Source organism: Metallumcola ferriviriculae (assembly GCF_035573695.1).
In the GTDB taxonomy this organism is placed as follows: domain Bacteria; phylum Bacillota; class JADQBR01; order JADQBR01; family JADQBR01; genus Metallumcola; species Metallumcola ferriviriculae.
Genome location: NZ_CP121694.1, coordinates 3,676,968 through 3,693,440 on the forward strand (window position 1 = coordinate 3,676,968; position 16,473 = coordinate 3,693,440).

The 16,473-nt window shown below is 37.9% G+C and carries 24 protein-coding genes; 4 read left to right on the forward strand and 20 right to left on the reverse strand.

What is annotated here, in order from left to right; all coding sequences use genetic code 11:
• Window positions 1-26: 26 nt before the first annotated feature.
• Genes MFMK1_RS18160 through MFMK1_RS18170 form a run of 3 tightly spaced genes read right to left on the reverse strand, consistent with a single transcriptional unit; the run spans window position 27 to window position 1,588 of the window.
• A complete protein-coding gene (locus tag MFMK1_RS18160; protein WP_366923087.1) occupies window positions 27-557 on the reverse strand; it encodes a hypothetical protein in 531 nt (176 codons plus the stop codon).
• Window positions 550-1,257: a permease prefix domain 1-containing protein gene (locus MFMK1_RS18165; protein ID WP_366923088.1), complete on the reverse strand. Its 708-nt coding sequence runs from the start codon at window positions 1,255-1,257 to the stop codon at window positions 550-552. Before MFMK1_RS18165 ends, MFMK1_RS18160 begins: the two co-directional genes overlap by 8 nt.
• The gene (locus MFMK1_RS18170) at window positions 1,244-1,588 is read right to left on the reverse strand and encodes a PadR family transcriptional regulator (protein WP_366923089.1); all 345 of its coding nucleotides are present in this window, start codon (window positions 1,586-1,588) and stop codon (window positions 1,244-1,246) included. Before MFMK1_RS18170 ends, MFMK1_RS18165 begins: the two co-directional genes overlap by 14 nt.
• 295 nt (window positions 1,589-1,883) lie before the next feature.
• On the opposite strand from MFMK1_RS18170, the gene MFMK1_RS18175 reads away from it, so the two are divergent.
• From MFMK1_RS18175 to MFMK1_RS18185, 3 genes are all read left to right on the forward strand, one after another.
• A complete protein-coding gene (locus MFMK1_RS18175; RefSeq protein WP_366923090.1) occupies window positions 1,884-2,030 on the forward strand; it encodes a hypothetical protein in 147 nt (48 codons plus the stop codon).
• A gap of 274 nt (window positions 2,031-2,304) precedes the next feature.
• Window positions 2,305-2,661 carry a ferritin family protein gene (locus tag MFMK1_RS18180; protein WP_366923091.1) on the forward strand — a complete coding sequence of 119 codons (357 nt, stop codon included), beginning with the start codon at window positions 2,305-2,307 and terminating at the stop codon, window positions 2,659-2,661.
• Window positions 2,662-3,181: 520 nt separating this feature from the next.
• Window positions 3,182-3,655: a GNAT family N-acetyltransferase gene (locus tag MFMK1_RS18185; protein WP_366923092.1), complete on the forward strand. Its 474-nt coding sequence runs from the start codon at window positions 3,182-3,184 to the stop codon at window positions 3,653-3,655.
• 49 nt (window positions 3,656-3,704) lie between these two features.
• Here the strand turns inward: MFMK1_RS18185 and MFMK1_RS18190 are convergent, their stop codons facing one another.
• The 14 genes from MFMK1_RS18190 to MFMK1_RS18255 form a co-directional block, all read right to left on the reverse strand.
• A complete protein-coding gene (locus MFMK1_RS18190) occupies window positions 3,705-4,157 on the reverse strand; it encodes a hypothetical protein (protein WP_366923093.1) in 453 nt (150 codons plus the stop codon).
• A gap of 773 nt (window positions 4,158-4,930) precedes the next feature.
• Window positions 4,931-5,152, reverse strand: a complete 222-nt coding sequence (locus tag MFMK1_RS18195; RefSeq protein WP_366923094.1) for a hypothetical protein — start codon at window positions 5,150-5,152, stop codon at window positions 4,931-4,933.
• Between the two features lie 22 nt (window positions 5,153-5,174).
• The gene (locus tag MFMK1_RS18200; RefSeq protein WP_366923095.1) at window positions 5,175-5,336 is read right to left on the reverse strand and encodes a hypothetical protein; all 162 of its coding nucleotides are present in this window, start codon (window positions 5,334-5,336) and stop codon (window positions 5,175-5,177) included.
• A gap of 12 nt (window positions 5,337-5,348) precedes the next feature.
• Window positions 5,349-6,320, reverse strand: coding sequence for a hypothetical protein (locus tag MFMK1_RS18205; protein WP_366923096.1), 972 nt, complete (start codon window positions 6,318-6,320; stop codon window positions 5,349-5,351).
• Between the two features lie 180 nt (window positions 6,321-6,500).
• Window positions 6,501-6,923: a hypothetical protein gene (locus tag MFMK1_RS18210; protein ID WP_366923097.1), complete on the reverse strand. Its 423-nt coding sequence runs from the start codon at window positions 6,921-6,923 to the stop codon at window positions 6,501-6,503.
• A gap of 123 nt (window positions 6,924-7,046) precedes the next feature.
• On the reverse strand, window positions 7,047-7,937 hold the full coding sequence (locus tag MFMK1_RS18215) for a hypothetical protein (protein ID WP_366923098.1): 891 nt from the start codon (window positions 7,935-7,937) through the stop codon (window positions 7,047-7,049).
• A gap of 89 nt (window positions 7,938-8,026) precedes the next feature.
• Window positions 8,027-8,341, reverse strand: a complete 315-nt coding sequence (locus MFMK1_RS18220; protein WP_366923099.1) for a hypothetical protein — start codon at window positions 8,339-8,341, stop codon at window positions 8,027-8,029.
• Between the two features lie 80 nt (window positions 8,342-8,421).
• Window positions 8,422-8,748, reverse strand: coding sequence for a hypothetical protein (locus tag MFMK1_RS18225; protein ID WP_366923100.1), 327 nt, complete (start codon window positions 8,746-8,748; stop codon window positions 8,422-8,424).
• A 3-nt stretch (window positions 8,749-8,751) separates the two neighbouring features.
• Window positions 8,752-9,294 carry a hypothetical protein gene (locus MFMK1_RS18230; RefSeq protein WP_366923101.1) on the reverse strand — a complete coding sequence of 181 codons (543 nt, stop codon included), beginning with the start codon at window positions 9,292-9,294 and terminating at the stop codon, window positions 8,752-8,754.
• Window positions 9,295-9,439: 145 nt separating this feature from the next.
• Window positions 9,440-9,868 carry a CGGC domain-containing protein gene (locus MFMK1_RS18235; RefSeq protein WP_366923102.1) on the reverse strand — a complete coding sequence of 143 codons (429 nt, stop codon included), beginning with the start codon at window positions 9,866-9,868 and terminating at the stop codon, window positions 9,440-9,442.
• Between the two features lie 12 nt (window positions 9,869-9,880).
• Window positions 9,881-10,465 (reverse strand): RNA polymerase sigma factor, encoded by a 585-nt coding sequence (locus MFMK1_RS18240; protein ID WP_366923103.1) that lies wholly within the window; start codon window positions 10,463-10,465, stop codon window positions 9,881-9,883.
• Between the two features lie 156 nt (window positions 10,466-10,621).
• The gene (locus MFMK1_RS18245) at window positions 10,622-10,852 is read right to left on the reverse strand and encodes a hypothetical protein (protein ID WP_366923104.1); all 231 of its coding nucleotides are present in this window, start codon (window positions 10,850-10,852) and stop codon (window positions 10,622-10,624) included.
• Between the two features lie 101 nt (window positions 10,853-10,953).
• On the reverse strand, window positions 10,954-11,715 hold the full coding sequence (locus MFMK1_RS18250) for a VanZ family protein (protein ID WP_366923105.1): 762 nt from the start codon (window positions 11,713-11,715) through the stop codon (window positions 10,954-10,956).
• 1 nt (window position 11,716) lies between these two features.
• On the reverse strand, window positions 11,717-12,043 hold the full coding sequence (locus tag MFMK1_RS18255) for a PadR family transcriptional regulator (RefSeq protein ID WP_366923106.1): 327 nt from the start codon (window positions 12,041-12,043) through the stop codon (window positions 11,717-11,719).
• A gap of 209 nt (window positions 12,044-12,252) precedes the next feature.
• Between MFMK1_RS18255 and MFMK1_RS18260 the strand changes: the two genes are divergently transcribed.
• A complete protein-coding gene (locus MFMK1_RS18260) occupies window positions 12,253-13,068 on the forward strand; it encodes a VanW family protein (RefSeq protein ID WP_366923107.1) in 816 nt (271 codons plus the stop codon).
• A gap of 949 nt (window positions 13,069-14,017) precedes the next feature.
• Here MFMK1_RS18260 and MFMK1_RS18265 read toward each other — a convergent pair.
• The 3 genes from MFMK1_RS18265 to MFMK1_RS18275 form a co-directional block, all read right to left on the reverse strand.
• Entirely contained in the window at window positions 14,018-14,422 is a 405-nt protein-coding gene (locus tag MFMK1_RS18265) for a hypothetical protein (protein ID WP_366923108.1), read from the reverse strand.
• A gap of 82 nt (window positions 14,423-14,504) precedes the next feature.
• Complete coding sequence (locus tag MFMK1_RS18270) at window positions 14,505-14,990, reverse strand: hypothetical protein (RefSeq protein WP_366923109.1); 486 nt, start codon at window positions 14,988-14,990, stop codon at window positions 14,505-14,507.
• 309 nt (window positions 14,991-15,299) lie between these two features.
• The gene (locus MFMK1_RS18275) at window positions 15,300-16,409 is read right to left on the reverse strand and encodes a copper amine oxidase N-terminal domain-containing protein (protein WP_366923110.1); all 1,110 of its coding nucleotides are present in this window, start codon (window positions 16,407-16,409) and stop codon (window positions 15,300-15,302) included.
• Window positions 16,410-16,473 lie beyond the last annotated feature (64 nt).

Below are 16,473 nucleotides of genomic sequence, written 5' to 3' on the forward strand. Positions count from 1 at the left end.
CTCTGCCCTCCAGTTTGTGCCCGTCTTTAATGCTTCTCTTCAAAAATCACCTTGTTTTCAGAGTCATAACCTCTGATACTCTTAAAATACATATTCTCGTTACCCTTAGACTGCCAGGTAAACAAAAACAAATCATCGTAAAAATCTTTTTGTGCAAAAGACTCTCCACTGTTTAGGATAATTTCAACTTTCTTCACTTTATCGTCATTAACGATACCATAAAGCTTATAGTTCTCATAGGAACTGCTCCATGTATAATCTACCGCCTTACTTTTATCATTTTCAAAGCCGATTGGCTGACTTCCAAATCTCCAGAAGAAAAACAGGGTTCTATTCACTGTATTAGCAGAGACCCATTTGTCATATTTGCCAAGAATATATTTCCCGCCATCGAAATCTTCGATATGTACTACTTCTGACGGACCATAATGAATACTCCGTTCGGAATGTTCATGGGCTGATAGTGGGGTCAAGTATAAACCTGAGCGGTTTAAAAATATAACAAAAAGAATGCCTAAAATGATAAAATTCCTTATTACTTTTTTCCGCCTACTCATTGCTGTCACCCGTCTTCAATGGAATTTCTACTCTATATGTTCGATTATATCTATCATAACTTATAATCAATGTGCCTGCTTTCTTTGAGAAATTTTCTAGCGTTCTTCGGACTTTGGTTTTTATTCCCCCTCTGCCATAGCTTGAGCCTTCATAATACTCGTTTCCTAAATTATCTGTTACATTACCTATTCCACCAAAGCTCCATCCAGTCCCCCATAGTTTGGAGTCATAATACTCATAGGAAATATTCATATCCCCGTTTTTTTCATAAATGACATCGGTAAAATTAATAACTGTATCATCCAGTTTAACTCTTTTATCCACATCAATTTTATACACGACATCAGACTTGGGAATACCATTAACGGGGCTGCTAAATAAATTACTCACAAGTGGACCTCCGAGAATATAGAGATTCCATGCTGCAAACAAAACCATCATTACAGTTGTTATGGCCCATACCCACCCTAGAAATGAATTGTGCTGCTTGTTAAGTTCAGTACCAATTTCCTTAGCATCTCCCATGTCGCTTATAGCCAACTGCTCTGCTTTTTCCTCATCATATCCCTGTTCATTATAGTAATTCATTTTATCTGATAGGTGGCATTCAAGCTCTGATTTAATCTCTTCTCTGTCAAAGGGAAATTTAACATAGCATAAAACCTCTTCTAAAAACTTATCTCTTTTAGATGAAGGCATGTGTTTCCCCGCCTATAACTTTATTTACAGATACTGAAAACAACTCCCATTTTTTCTTTTCCTCTGCAAGCTGATTTTTCCCGTTACCAGTTATCTGATAGTATAGTCGCTCTTTACCCGTATCCCCTTTGGCCTTATAAGACTTTACATAGCCTTTGTTTTCAAGCCTATGTAAGACAGGATATAGTGTACCTTCTTTAAACTGAAAAGTTTTGTCTGAACGCAGCTCCAGTTCCTTTATTATTTCGTACCCGTACCTGTCTCCTTCTTTCAGCAAAGACAGAACTAACAAAACCGTGCTGCCACCCAACAACCCTTTATCAATTTTCATAATGCACCCTCCAGCACTTACCTTGATTGTCTAGGTATAATTATACTTAGATGCTCAAGGTATGTCAATTAGACGAAAGGATTTTTATATAATAATAAAAGAACATTGCTAGGTTAAAAGGTGCCAGTGCCAAGCACATAGCCAAAGGCAAGGGTGTCCACCGTGAGGCGGAATCTAAAGGAGGCCGGAGGTAAACTTCTGGCCTGACGAACAGAAACCACATCAGGCATATGTAGGCTGGGTAAGGTTGTCATATAAACCAACGCCCCAAACTATCCGGAAGCCTACGGTGTAAATGTGGCAAGTAGATGGAAGGAAAGACTGCGTTCTTACCCGGGATAAACTTATTGCCCAGTTAAACGAAAGCGTAGTACCATCAATAATGAATGATTACGCTGTTTGTCATTGTGACGACATTAGCCTCCCCACATTAAATATCTAAAGCAGGTAACACTATGGAAAAGTACCAACAAGGATGAGACCAATATGAAGTCTGCTGTCTAACCGTAACAATTTTGACAGAACTTTATTCAGAGCTATATTTTAGGTTCAGACCAACAAAGGCAAAATTACAGGAGGTTCCCATGGATAACAAACAACTCTTATCAGAAATTAATAAAATTCTCTTCCTAGAACATGCACATTTGGGGCTATAAAAGTCAGCTGCACCTTGTGAAAGAAAAGATATAAAGCGTGCTTTTACAAGGTTCGTGGAGTTGGAGGCAGAGCATATTAACAGATTACGAGACATAATAATTACACTTGGCGGTAAACCTGCCACCTTTAGCGAAGTAGGTGACTTCGGTGGGAAAGTTCTAGGGGTGACAGTGGATTTAACTGGAACTCAAACAATGTTAAAGTCCAATTATCTCATCGAACAAAAGTCATTTGCAGGTTATACTAAACTAATTAGTAAAATATCAGACAAAAAAGTTGCCGATTTGATTGCGGTTAATTCGTTAGAATCGCATCTGATGGAACTCTGGCATGGGGAAAGAATCGAAATGATACAAGCTGTTAAAAACCAACCCAAAAGCAGGAAAAAAACAACATCAAATGCACCCTTGGGATAAGTTAAGGGCTATTTCCTGGTTGGTTAAAATTAAAGATAACTATACTTGAGCAGCCATCAACGGCTGCTCTTTTGTTCTCGTAACTCGATGCCCATATTCTGGTTAGAAGCGGTGACAACCATTGAAAATGTTCGCTAAAGGATAAAATGCTAAATTGTAGAAAATAGTATGTCACAAAATATATACACTTCCGGAGGATTATACTGATATGGCTACCTTACAATTAAGTACTGCTTCTACACATTTAGAACTCATCGAAAAGCTTCGACCTTATTTTTTATGCCGTTTAAGTCATTGGTAGTCGTTTCCCTTAAAGTAGCAAGCAACAAACTAATATCCGCTTTCATAAAGTTATATAATAATCTTTGGCGGCACATCTAACACCATTTCCTTAGAATTTATAAGTGCAGCCTTATTATCAATACCTAAGCTTATCTGCTATAAGAGTAATCATATATAAAACCAGCAAAGAGATTGTTGAATAATGGTAATATTTACAAAGCCGTAAGGAGTGTTGCTAATGACAGTCACTTATAGAGAGATGTCCTCTTTGGATGTACCTGAAGTCTCAAAATTACATAACGACTTACTACTCTTTCTAAAAAATGAAATTCACGATGACTACTTAAGTTGCATTGAGCTTGAAACACAGGATTTAAGTGAAAAACTAAACCTTTTCATTGAGAATGCAACTAAAAAAATCTACATTGCCGTACATAAAGAAAAAATAGTCGGCTTCATCGCTGGAGAAATAATGGATTGTTTTTTGCCAATATCCCAAAAGGTTGGTTACTTATCAGGGGCCTTTGTACTGCCTGGTTTTAGAGGAATGGGTATAATGAAACGGCTTGAATACCTCTTGGTATCTTATTTTCAAGACAATGGTCTCAAATTTGTCGAGTTAAATGTATTATCAAGAAACCTTTTAGGGAAAAGAAGCTGGGAAAAGCTTGGGTATGAAATCTTTAGAGAACAGATGAGGAAAAAGATATAAGTCCGAATTTCCCCTGGCCCTCCCACGAAGTTTATTGATTCAGTAATCTTTATTCAGATCTCCGTTTGTGATAAGCCCCTAATATCAAATAACCAAAAATAACTCCACTAACAATATGAAGCACACTAAAGTCCATAATTCTGCTATGGAAACCTGGGAGAACAGCATCAAGTTTAGGAAACAATTGTGTTACATATATCAAAGGAATCATTGTTATATAAGCCATCGGGATGCCGATGGCTAAGAACTTAGCCCAGTCATAACCTCTCCTGCCTGGTTTTCTTAATTCTCTAATGAATCCTGGTGCCGCTAATAGCAGGCCTATTATCACGGGATGAAAAATGCGAAAAAGTATATTCAAATAGATTCTATCCAACGCAGGTTTGGCACCGACAGCCATTCTTAATTCTCTTTGAATACCCATTCCCCAGTACATTAGAAAGATTATCAGGAGAGTATAAGTCAAATATCCAGTAAATCTTTTTAAACTGTCAGAAGTCATAGGAAATACCCCCTCCCCCTAAATATTCAATAGTGGCCGTAGCCCTCCTTCAATATTTTTCCATGACATTGCATAAGTAATGAAAGAAAGCAGGATGTATCTTACATAAAGTGGAAGATAGTAGTTAGGCTTATGAATATCTCTTAAAAGGAGCATTTAACCTATGTACATTTTCTTCGCTATCTTTTTATGTATTATCAGCATTAGCCTGTGGCTTACTATTAAAATGGAAACTGATTGGAAGGTCATTTATCAAGCTACTGGTCGCACTGAAAAAGCCCACTCCAGGTGCGCATACCTAAAAAGTCGCGGTATTCGCTGCAGGGTAAGTCCCTTAAACACAGGTTACAAAAACACCCCAGGTACGATGGATACTTTACGGGTACTGGTACATAAGAAGGACCTGCATAAGGCTCATCAGGTTTTAGCGAACTATAAAGGAATTTAAAAAACAGTTGTAGGAGGAGTGCTGAAAATGCAGTACAACATCACTATCTTTCAAATAATAAACTTTGCCCAAGTCCTATTGGTTCTACTGGTTGTACTTTATATCCTAATTAAATTACCCAGGGACATCTCCCAAATAAAAAATCGGCTAATAAACATTGAAAATACATTAAAAGAGGACAAAAGCTCCGAGCAAAAGCACCGCCTTTGAAACACTTGTGCAAACACCCCTTTAGAATTCCGAATTCCGTAGTAACACCTTGTATCCGTTACTTGTTCCTTGAGTTTCGTATAAGGATAATACCTATTGACTCATTATTCACGACTTAGTCAATACCAACTATCTTCCACCCATCTTGGAACTTTTGCAAAACAAACATCCCGCCGTTCACATTGCCATCTGGCCTAATCCACGAAACACCTGTAATAACCTCAGGCCGACCAACATCTCTTTCTCCCATAAAACCAATCTCTTTCAAATTCTTAGCTTCTTCATTCCAGTTAAGTAATTTTTTGACCTGGGGAAGAAATTTTTTGATAGTAACCACTTCCTTTAATTAACCAAAAACTTCAACTAACCGCTTTTTTACTGTCTTGTTGAGTGGGTGTTTTGCTATCCTTATTACCTGACGAGGTTTCGCCCACTTTTAGTTTACTTCCACTAGAAGAACAGCCAAATAAAGTCAGAGAGACTGCCACAATGATAAGAGCAACCAAAAGATGTCGTTTCATCCTCCCCACTCCTTACCCCTTTAATCGTTCATCCAGCCATTTAAAAAGCTCGGGATACTGTTCGGCAGTTAAATAACTAATGGTTCTTTTATCGCTATACATAGTGGTTACATCACTAACCAACACTGTCCCATCCTCCCATACCTTAAATAAAGAGCCTGTTTTTCCTCGTTTCTCCCCTTCGGCATAAAGTTCAACAGAAATATGCACCTCTGAAAGCCTGCCGTTATCTATTAAAAACTCTTTTTCTTCCTCAGATGTAAGTTTCCTAACACGGATTTTTTGAATCTTATTAAGCAAAGTTTTAATTTCCTCAAAGGAAATTTGTACTGCAGCAGTATTGATACTCGCAGATCCTTCAATTCTGTCTTTGGACACTAAAGCACTGTCAATTTTGCCTTCATTAAGTACCAGGTCGGCTATTCTGACCATTTGCTGTTTGGCAGAGACGCTTTCTTCCTTTTCAATAAGGTTGGTGGTTCCATGAAGCTTATCCGAGGTAACTTTGAAGTATGTTCCCAGTTTTCTACTTGGCCCAACTTCCATAGTATACCTGAACCCTTTATAAACCAGGTCTATTTGCGGCCTGTTATCATCCCCTATTACGCCGCTTTCAGAAAATCTATCTGCACCCAAACCTTTATAGAAATCAATTATTTCTTCTGGAGATAATCTGGTAAAATAGCCAACGGCCTCATAAGACGAACGGTAGTTAAAGGCAGTGCCAGGCGGCAAAGGCAAATCTGGATGCTTATTATCGCCCCAGGTTTCATGGTATTCTTTAGGGTTTACGAACGAATCAATATAGGTCCTTAAGTAGGAGTTTGTGGATTGAATGGTTATATACGAGGCAGCTATTGCAAGAAATATTGTAAAGGCCGCCGCAAGCAACAACTTAGCCCTCTTATTTTTCACGATAAGGATGATGCCGCCATATATTGTCGCTATTAAGATAATCAATATCACCAAGATAGCCAGGCTCATTAAAGTTTCTTTCCTCCGTATATATACTTACTACACCATTTCAATTTAGAGCATCCAACTGTTGAGTACTGGACTCGGCTCTTTTTTCTTTAGAAAGCCATATCGAGACTATTGATTCCTACTAATCTAGCCTCAGACTCTGGAAATTTATCAGTTATGAATAAGTTCTACCGCTGCTGATTAATGACCTTTAGAAATTTTTCTGAGGTAAACAAGGATTAGAACCAACAATACTAAGATTACGAATGGAAAAGAAATAAAAAGTATACTAAACAGTCCTGAATAAACCGTCCACCATGGGGGCGCTGGTGCCTTACTAACGCTTGTTTCTACTCCGTTATCCCGCAGCAGACTGATAATATCCGTATCCCGAGGTACCTCTGCAGCAAACCGCTGCCCATCTTTTGTAACAGCATTAATACGGTAAGATCCCTTTTCGGCTATTATATCTGCCTTTTCAACCTGCCCCGCCCGAATAGCTTCCACAGCTTGCGCAGGACTGAAAACATTTGCTTCTTGTATGGAAGAAGTCCCACCCATCGTCAGTACGGCCATAGCCATCAATAGTAATAATAAAGTTAGTTTCATCAAGTGGTTTTTCATAATTACCTCCTACTTGAAAATATTCCGAGCGATATTCGTTAATGTGCCTCCCCATAAGATTATTCATGGTGTTCTAAAAGTACATCTTGAACAACGCTATTAAATTTTCTACCCTACCCCTAATCAGGGAGTAGCCTGAAGTTTGAAGACATCGTCTTGACCATTCCACTCTACTGTTACGCTATAAGTATCTTCCGCTGATGGTCTTGCACCGTTCCCACTTCCACTGGATTTAATAATTCCGTCTTTATCGAGTTTTCCGACTGTTCCACTTGAAGAACCAAGTTCCGTTTCAAATTTGTATTTTACACTTCCTACACCGTCGGAATCCTGCCCCGTATATTTCAACTGCCCATTTTGAAAATGATAAGATTCATGCTGAATAACGCCTGCCTTATCCTTCCAGAAATGTTCGTAATATTTTACCGACATAAGGCCTTTCCAGTGAGTTCCCTCACCTTTAAAAACTATTTCTTTTCCTTCATTAAGCTTCCAGAACAATGCTCTTGAGAATTTTTTAAAAACTGAACCGCTTTCGCTGGTATATTCTTCGGGTCGCTCTAAATAATAAACTACAAGGGCATTCTTCGCTGGAAAAGCCCTAACAACTGCACTTTTGCGCTTGGCGAATTCTGGCCTCTTATCTCGGCCCCAAATTACTCCCCATCCACTATAAGCCTTTTCTCTACTTTCAAAAGAGTCGAAGATGTATATAAAGATTTCATCTCGAAGCTCTTCCGCAACAGTGTACACAGTGGGTGTCTGTCCACTCCACACCAAATTGGAATGATTGTTTCCATCATTACTTTTACTTAACGCTATCCCCTCTTCCTCCAAAGCAGCAACAACATCTTCTAGGGATAGGATTTTACCATCCTTTTGGATCATAGAGACATTCTTCTCTTCCCTTTGTATCTCTGTGCCCTTATCTACAGGGTTTGAAGTAGTTCCACAGCCATAAAGTGTAACCGTTAGCAACATCAACATAACTACGACAATTTTTTTAAATATCATAAAGCACCCCTCTTTATAAACAGGAACAATATAACCGTCGCCAATATTTTTTGTCCCAGAACATTCTGTGAATTACTCGCACAGCTTGTTCAGAAAATTACAGGCCATAACCGCAGAACAATGTATGACAGCAACCCAGCAAATGATACCATTAAGAATGCCCTTCTCTGTAGCCGCCAGTAATAAGCCACCGCTATAACAAAGAATATTCCTATGACAATGTCCCAGGTAATCTTTTTGGAAATTACTATTCCAAAGCCAAAACTGGAGTTTAAACTGGTTAAAACCATGGCAGCCAGGAGAACAATTTGCACCATACTGAGCAGAATAACTACGAAGTTGAATACCCAGTCAAAATATCTTCTTGAGTTGTCTTGGGTATCAGGTGGTAATGTACCACTCATTCTTTTACACCTCCGCTCTAAATTTTTCTAATGAAGTACCCAATTCTCAAAGTCTAGCAACTCCTTTCTTATCAAGGATTTTAGCTAACTTCGTCATAGACTCGTATAGTTTTATAATAATATTTATTAGTCCGATCAGTTACCGTTTTAAGTTGTTTTCTTACCTGCACTACACCACTAATGATAACCGTATAATCGTCTTTCTTTCGAACTGAAATACGGTAGTCAACAATCTTATATTCATTTAAGTTATTAGCTGATAGCATCAGATGTTCTGTCCCATCGGGAACCTCTATAATTCTATCGTGAAAACGATATACTTCGAAGTCAATAGCGCCCAGCTTGAACTTGTAAATCCCCGTTTGATGTAGCCTCTTTTTTAAAAGTGAGTACCTCAGGCGTAACACCGCTTACCTTTTCCACCCAAACTCTACAAAAAAGTCAAAGTCTACAGGCCCGTTTATTACCTTATAGTTCTTGCCGTTAATATCAATATAGTGTTTATTAATAATAAGTATCCTTAAAGGATGGCTCTTAGCAGTAAAAGGGCCTAAATTAATGGATAAAAATCCAAAGGGTACTTTATTAAGCTTAAACCTATTTTTAAAATAACTTCTTCTATATTCGTATCTAGCCATGAAGTCCAGCAGTTGTTTTATTTTTGCAGTATCCTTCGTTGTAGCATCAATTGAGTCATCACCTGGAGTTGTATTTACTGGATGTGCACTAATGTATAACTCTGAATAGTTTTGACCTGGATTAGTCTTTTCGAGAATGCTTGAGAAACTATGGCTGGAGTAGGCTGTCATTATTAACGCTATTACAGCCGCTGTGAACAGAACATCAAAACGGCTCACAGAGAATTTCTTTCTGTTAACTATCCAGCTCCCCAGTTGTACTGCCCAGAATGCCGCTAGGACAAAAACGATAATAAGTGCTAGATATTTAAGCAAACTACCCCCTCCTACCGTTACACCACTTTCCAAACATCTTTTACCAAAATCATTCACCACTCGACACAAGTCTCCTGCAAATAATTCCCATTAATAGTACATTCTGCTTTGATGAAATACGCTTTAAAAAGCCCTTTGAGAGAGCTTAGTGTCCTTTTATTATGTCAGTCATATTAAACTTTCCAACGCACAGAGCTTCTTTAATCTCTTTTTGAAACTCTTTGGGGTCCCTGGGAGTATGAGTACCCATCACTAATTCTATATCTGGGTAAGTTTCCGTAATAGCTTCAACATACTTTTGCTTAAACGGACATACTGCTATCATACAGTAGGAAAAGTGGATTGCATCAACCCTAAATTCTGCAATGGATCTAACCTTCCGCAGAATCTTTTTGTGTGCGCCAATCGTCGGGCAGCCTGCACAGTTAATTATCCCTATTAAATCCAGTTTCTCCTCTGCAGGATACTTTTCAAAAAAACCTCTTCTTTTCCGCAAATCCCCCAGACAAACCACAGATGCACAGTCTAAATCCTGGGTGCAGTTTGAACAGGTAAGTATTCCGATGCGTGCCATAGTTCTCCCCCTTTAAGATTCACTCCGTTTGACTGCTCCATCACAATAACAGGTATAATCCTTAACCAGTTTCACACACCCTGATTTCAAGAGATGGTCTCTATAAGCCTTCCTTGCTCGGTGTATGCGGGATTTAACCGTAGTGACTGGAACTTCTAACATGCTGGATATTTCCTTATAGCTAAATTCATTTAAATCCCTCAACACCAATACCACCTTGTAAGGCTTAGGCATATGCTGCTCTAAAATGTGGTGAATGCACCACTGGAATTCTCTCCGTACTATCACCCGTTCAGGGTCAGCAGAAGAATCTTCGGGTGTTATGTATCCAAAGGAAACCGACTTGTGTTCTCCCTTTTTCCGTTTCTTTGCTAAAAAAATATTTACGGCAATCTTACTAATCCAGGTCCTTAAACTAGCGTCTCCCCGAAACCTATCCAAGTGCTGAAACACCCTGATAAATGTTTCCTGGGTCAGGTCTTCTGCATCATGCTTGTTATTACATAGTTGATATGCAAGGTTGTAGATATATGTGTGGTGGGCAGCAACAATTTCTTCATAGGTCTGTAGATTTGTTTGTGGAAATGAATTTTGCATAGAAATATCCCTGTTTTTCCCTTCTCTATATAAAGATGCATAAGTATGGAAAAAAGTTTCACTTTTAAAGAAAAAAGGCCTCATAACATTTATGTCATGTGCCTGGTCGATAGATAGCTCATTAGTATTTAACTGTAAAGGATGGCCGCCAAACAATTACTCCATTCCTGCTCTTTTTTCTCCGAGAACCTTTTTATAAGTATCGTGAAATTTTCCTAGCCCATCAACTCGTACTGAGAATATATATTCTGGATGCCCTGCTGGGTGCACCCTTGCCCAGTAAGTGCCGTGAAAGTAATCTAAATCCACTTCTTTTACTATCATATTCTCTTTATATTTGGTTCCAAGGTACTGCAGGACATTCTGTTCAAATTCTTGCCCACCCAATTCCAGGCTTATACTGCCTATAACAATGAATAAAAGTACTTTACCCTTGCATGGTTCTAGAAAATAAGCCCCTAACTTTATAAGCCAGGAGTTAGGATATACTATATGGAAGTTTCCTTAAAAGATTGTTTTAGTACATTAACTCCTTTTGCAGCCAGTTTAAACATGTAGTAACCCAATACAGCCCCTAACAGATTTAAAATTATATCATCCACATCAAAAATTCCAACGAAAGCTACTAACTGTAATATCTCAATTGTCAAACTGGCTAAAGCTGAAATTTTCACAACAGTTCTTAACTTCATGTCGCCAAGTTTTCCAGAAATAAGCGGTAGCATAAAGCCCAGCGGCAAAAACAAAATGATATTTCCGAACAGGTTATAAAACCAAATATCAAAATTCATGTGATTGTATCTTATGATAAAATCATAAATTGTTCTAAAAGGGACCAAATTGAAAGGAGGATATTCGCTAATCCCTAGCGTAATTGTTCTTCTGCCCCCGTGCAGAGTTGGGTCAATACCTTTAATTTTACTTAATATAGTGTTAGCTGCGATGATAGGATTTATCAGAATCTGAATTACAACAAGTGAATATAATCCGAACGAAATGTTTACCAGTATCTTAATTGTCCTAGTAAGGGGATGTACAGCATCTTTTAATTCTTCCTTTAAGAAATCCTTATTACCAAAGTCCTTTATTGCCAGGTCCACAGCCTCCTTTTCATCATAGCCCTTTTTTAAATATTCCTCTTTAAGAAGCATTAAGTGGTCAAAAAGTTCGGCTTTTAAATCCTCCTTCTCTTCCTTGGGACAGGAAACATTATTTAATATTTCTTCTATATACTCTCTAAACTCAGGCACCTTACCTTCCCCCTTCGAGACAAAGTTTCACCAAATTGCTGGCCTTGTTCCAGTCTTCTAACTTTTTACTCAGTTCTTTAATACCATTTTTTGTAATCCTGTAATATTTCCTCCTGGCACCCATTTCTGAGTTTCCCCAGTAAGCTTCTAATAATTTTTTGGTCTCCAGCCGTTTTAATGCTGGGTATAGTGTGCCTTCGCCCATCTCATACAGACCATCGCTTTTTTCCTTTATGGCCTTGGCAATTTCATATCCATACATATCTCCCGTTTTTATTAAAGATAAAATGAGTATGTCAATACTACCTTTCATAATTTCTTTGTCCATGTGGTTACCCCTTTCAGTTTCTCCTTTAATACATACTATCACTACCTACCACGCATTACAAGGTATTGTTGAAAAATAACTTATCACTACAATAGCTCCAAAAAATACATTCAGGTTGATATTCTAGTTTCTGAGCATATAGAGGAATTATTATCCATATAGAGAAACTAAAAAGACATAACTTTCCTACACAGCAAAGGGGAAACACAATGCAGCCAAAAAAGCGTTCTGAGTTGCGCATTATGCTGGGCAAAAGGTACTATACCTATCGGCGTTATCTTAACTGGTATTTCGGCAGTAAAAACTATGCTCAAAAAAGAGAAACCGACTTACTGCCTCTAACCGTCTTTACTCATCAAACGCCTTTAATTCGTAAACTCAGAAATGTAGATATGCAGCTCCAGTATAATAAGATTAAAAATCTGAAGTTAGCGGTAAGTAACATTAACGGCATTATTATTGAGCCTGGTGAAGCTTTCTCTTACTGGAGACTGATTGGAAAACCAACTAGAGCGAAGGGTTATTTAGAAGGAATGGTGCTATTTTACGGTACATTTACGCCTGGTGTCGGCGGCGGGCTTTGTCAGCTTTCAAATTTAATATACTGGATGACCCTACACACACCTCTTACAATAACGGAAAGACATCGGCACAGCTTTGATGTTTTTCCTGATGTAAACAGAAGTCAGCCCTTTGGTAGCGGCGCTACCTGTTTTTATAACTACCTTGATTTACAGATACGCAATGATACGGAACAGTCATATCAGCTGCGAGTATACCTTACCGACAAACTACTTGTAGGCGAGTGGTGTACACAAAAGCAACCCCTATCTAAGTATGAAGTTTACGAAAAAGACCACTGGATTTCACATGAATACTGGGGTGGTTACCTCAGGCACAATACTATTTACCGCAAAGTGTCTAATCTGAACGGGGATTTGCTGGATGATGAATTTATAACTGAGAACCATGCTATTATGATGTATGAGCCGTTTCTGGCAGAAGGGTATAGTAATGCCCCGTAACGAAGGAAGTCTACAACTGAATAGAACTGCTTGTTTATAAGATGCAACCATGGGTACCGCTTATTATGGAAACTCCAGATTCAGAAATAACTGTAACCATCAAGCAACCCCTGGCTTACGGCTATTCTATAATCTACTAGGGCTTATTAATAACTGAAACAAGCAATGCTGAACCAACCACAGCCAAATTTTCTTTAACGGTCAATGCCATAATTTCTCTTGGGGAATCAATGTTTCAGTTAATATTCCCTTGCTTTTCGAACCCTGCTGATGTAGCTCAATGAAAGAGGAACTTAACAGATGGTTCGGTTATTTATTCCCTGCTGTCCAGCTTATCTGTTGCGTTCTGCTGTTTGGCTGTTTAACTTGCTGCTGAAACTGATGAAAGAATAACCTGAAACAAGCAACAGGTTACAGACATCACAACGCCAAACTCCCCCGATTTTAGGCAACATCCCTAATCCCATTTTAAATGAAGGTCAGGAATTCTTTTTCTAACTGCAGTCCCGAAACTGTCAGTAAGCACTACTCCCTTTTTTGTGTTAAATGACGGTTTCGGTTATTTATTTCTTGCTTATCTAGCTAGTTAGGGTATTGGCTGGAGTTTGGCTGTTCCAGTTATTTTCTATAACTGCTTGCTCTGGTTATTTATTACTGGCTGGTTGCAGTTATTTATCTCTGTCAGCACTGTTCAGCGGCTTTACCCCTCAGTAGTTATTGCTTGATACTTATCCTTAACTGCTGTAGCCAGGCCTAAGTATGGTTACGGTTTATTCATCCGCCGCTTTCCGTGAACGGCTGCCCGCAACCTTCAACAATTGGTTCCAGTTATTTTAGTCTTCATCATATATATGTACATCTAACAAGCTAAAACTAAAGCAAATTGTGAAATTTTTTAAGATTTTTGCAAAAAACCAGGCATCTAAGGGCATAATTTAAATCCGTTTTTTTATTTGCTATCATTCTGCTTATTCATACTAATACCTGAGATTTTCCATTCCCCATCCCAGTTCTCGAAAGATATATCCAGTATTACAGTTTCCGTTTTTCCTTCAACTTTTACTCGGCTTATATAGGTATCATCTGTTTTAGTTACATCAAGCGGCTCAATGTTAACGACATCTGTACCCTTACTAGCTAAAAGCCCTACGCCTTGATCAGGTACTATTAACTTGTTAGCCGTTTCGTTATCTCCGTTGACGGAAGCTTGGATGAATCGGACAGATAAATCACTTAAATGTTTTTCTACTGGCTCAGCTTCGCTGTTTGGGTCACTCTTACTTGAGCATGCGATACCCAAGATAAGAATAATACAAAGCAACATAATAAATGAGATAATCCGAATCTTCTTCATGTTATTCCACCTCCTTCCTCAATAAGCTATTAAACAGGCAAATGAGATGCACACTTAGCTCAAACTGCTGCACTTTACAATCTTAACTACACAAGGAATTTTTGTTATTAGCCTTCTTTAATAAAAAGGTTGCCAGAAAACTTTGAATAAAAAATGTCACAGGAACCCCAAACATAACAGCAAGCCAGTTAAATGGGTCTTTACTTATTATTACAAGTGCTGAACCAACAAAGTAAAAGATAACTGTCATAAAAATTCCATAAATCCAACCTGAGAATTTTGTACCCCTTTTACTTATTAATTTAAAAGCCACAAAACCGAAGATCAGGCTTAATAATATAAATGCCGCTTTATTTACAAGGACTATTGAGTAAGAGTATCCCCCTGTTAACTTAGGCAACATGTGTTCAGGCATAAGTCCTAGTTGAATACGAACTTTATCAGTCAGCCTAGCCAGACGATAAAGTACAGCCGTTGATAAAGCAACCTCGAAAACAATTATCGTTAATACAGTTGCTACTGAGCAAATTACCAAGTTCTTTATTTCGTTAACAATATTAGTAGTCACTGGCTTACCTCCACTTATAAAAAGCTAACTACCTTTTAGTTTCAGATAACGATAAAGCAAATAACTGATTAGCCCTATCGGAAATAAAGCAACCGTTAATATCGTCCAAACCCAGTGGTTCATCCCAATCTTCCTTGCATTAACCCACACATATATGCCAGAGATAACTCTTAGCCCCAGCATTAAAGAATTAAATATTTGAACCGCTATTACCGCTGCACTCACACAACCCCTCAAAAATAGGAATAAATAGCCAGTTTAAATGGCCCTAAAAAGTTACTGTAAAATACGACAAGTTATTGGAGATGGTTACTTTAATACATATTGATAATTATCTGTTTCTTTATCTCCAATAAACCTTCTGTTCTCAAAATATAAAGTTTGGTCCTTTTTACCAGTAAAACGCAAATAATCCCCATGATACGGCACATCATTATTTTCAACAAATTCTTTTTCAACTTCGTTCAGTAGTTCTTGGTATAGTAAGACCTTGCTTTCAGCCACAAGGTTTATAAGCGTTAGAAAACCCGCACTATTATGCCTAATTAATATAAAATTTTCACCTATCCCTTCTATAAAATAATTCCCTTTACTTTCCCCCAGTTCTTGCAAGTCATAAACTTCAAGTACCTCTCCTGTAATATCAGAAATTAAATACGCTTTTTTACCATCTGTAATAACCACTTTGTCTTCGAACAATGTTACATTTTTTTCAAACCTATTAAAATATCTTGCTGTTGCCCGATGTTTTACTTTATTTTTGTATAGGTACAGACTGTGTACCTTATTAATTATACTGGGTTCTCCATAAGTATTAACAATTGTAGCTATCTTATTTCCGTTCGGCGTTTGCTGTACCTCCATTTTTAGAAACCCATCAGTTAAACCTAAAGCAGAAATTTTTGTGAAGCTTTTATCCTTATCTGCGTAGTAAAGAAGACCATTATCAGGATTTAAAATATAACCCTCTCCATTCTCTAAGCTGCTCAATACATATTGATTGTTTATCCAGACGATTTGAGAGTTTTCATCCCAATATACATCTGCTCCTAATGCCTCGGCGACAAATCGCAATGGAACTAATGTTCTTCCGTCTGTTATCCTGGCGGGAACATCCAAGGCAATACTATTTCCATTTATGTACGCTTTAAGCTTACCTATCATTAAATGTACATTATTTTCTATATTAGTTATAGTTACAGTCTTTTTACTGTTATCCCATTTCACCTTTGCTCCCAATGATTCAGAAACTACCCTTAGAGGAATAAATATTCTATTTTCCTCCTTTAAAGGAGGTACATCAGAATTTAATTTCTCTTCATCTACCATGATTTCAATAGACTGGTTAGCCCATAATACTGAAGGGAAAAAGGCCATTGATATAAATACGCCAATACAAATGGAATATATTAGTTTCATAATCCTGTCCACCCACCTTTCAAATTTAAGATACTTATATATATATAATTTTCCACTCAACACC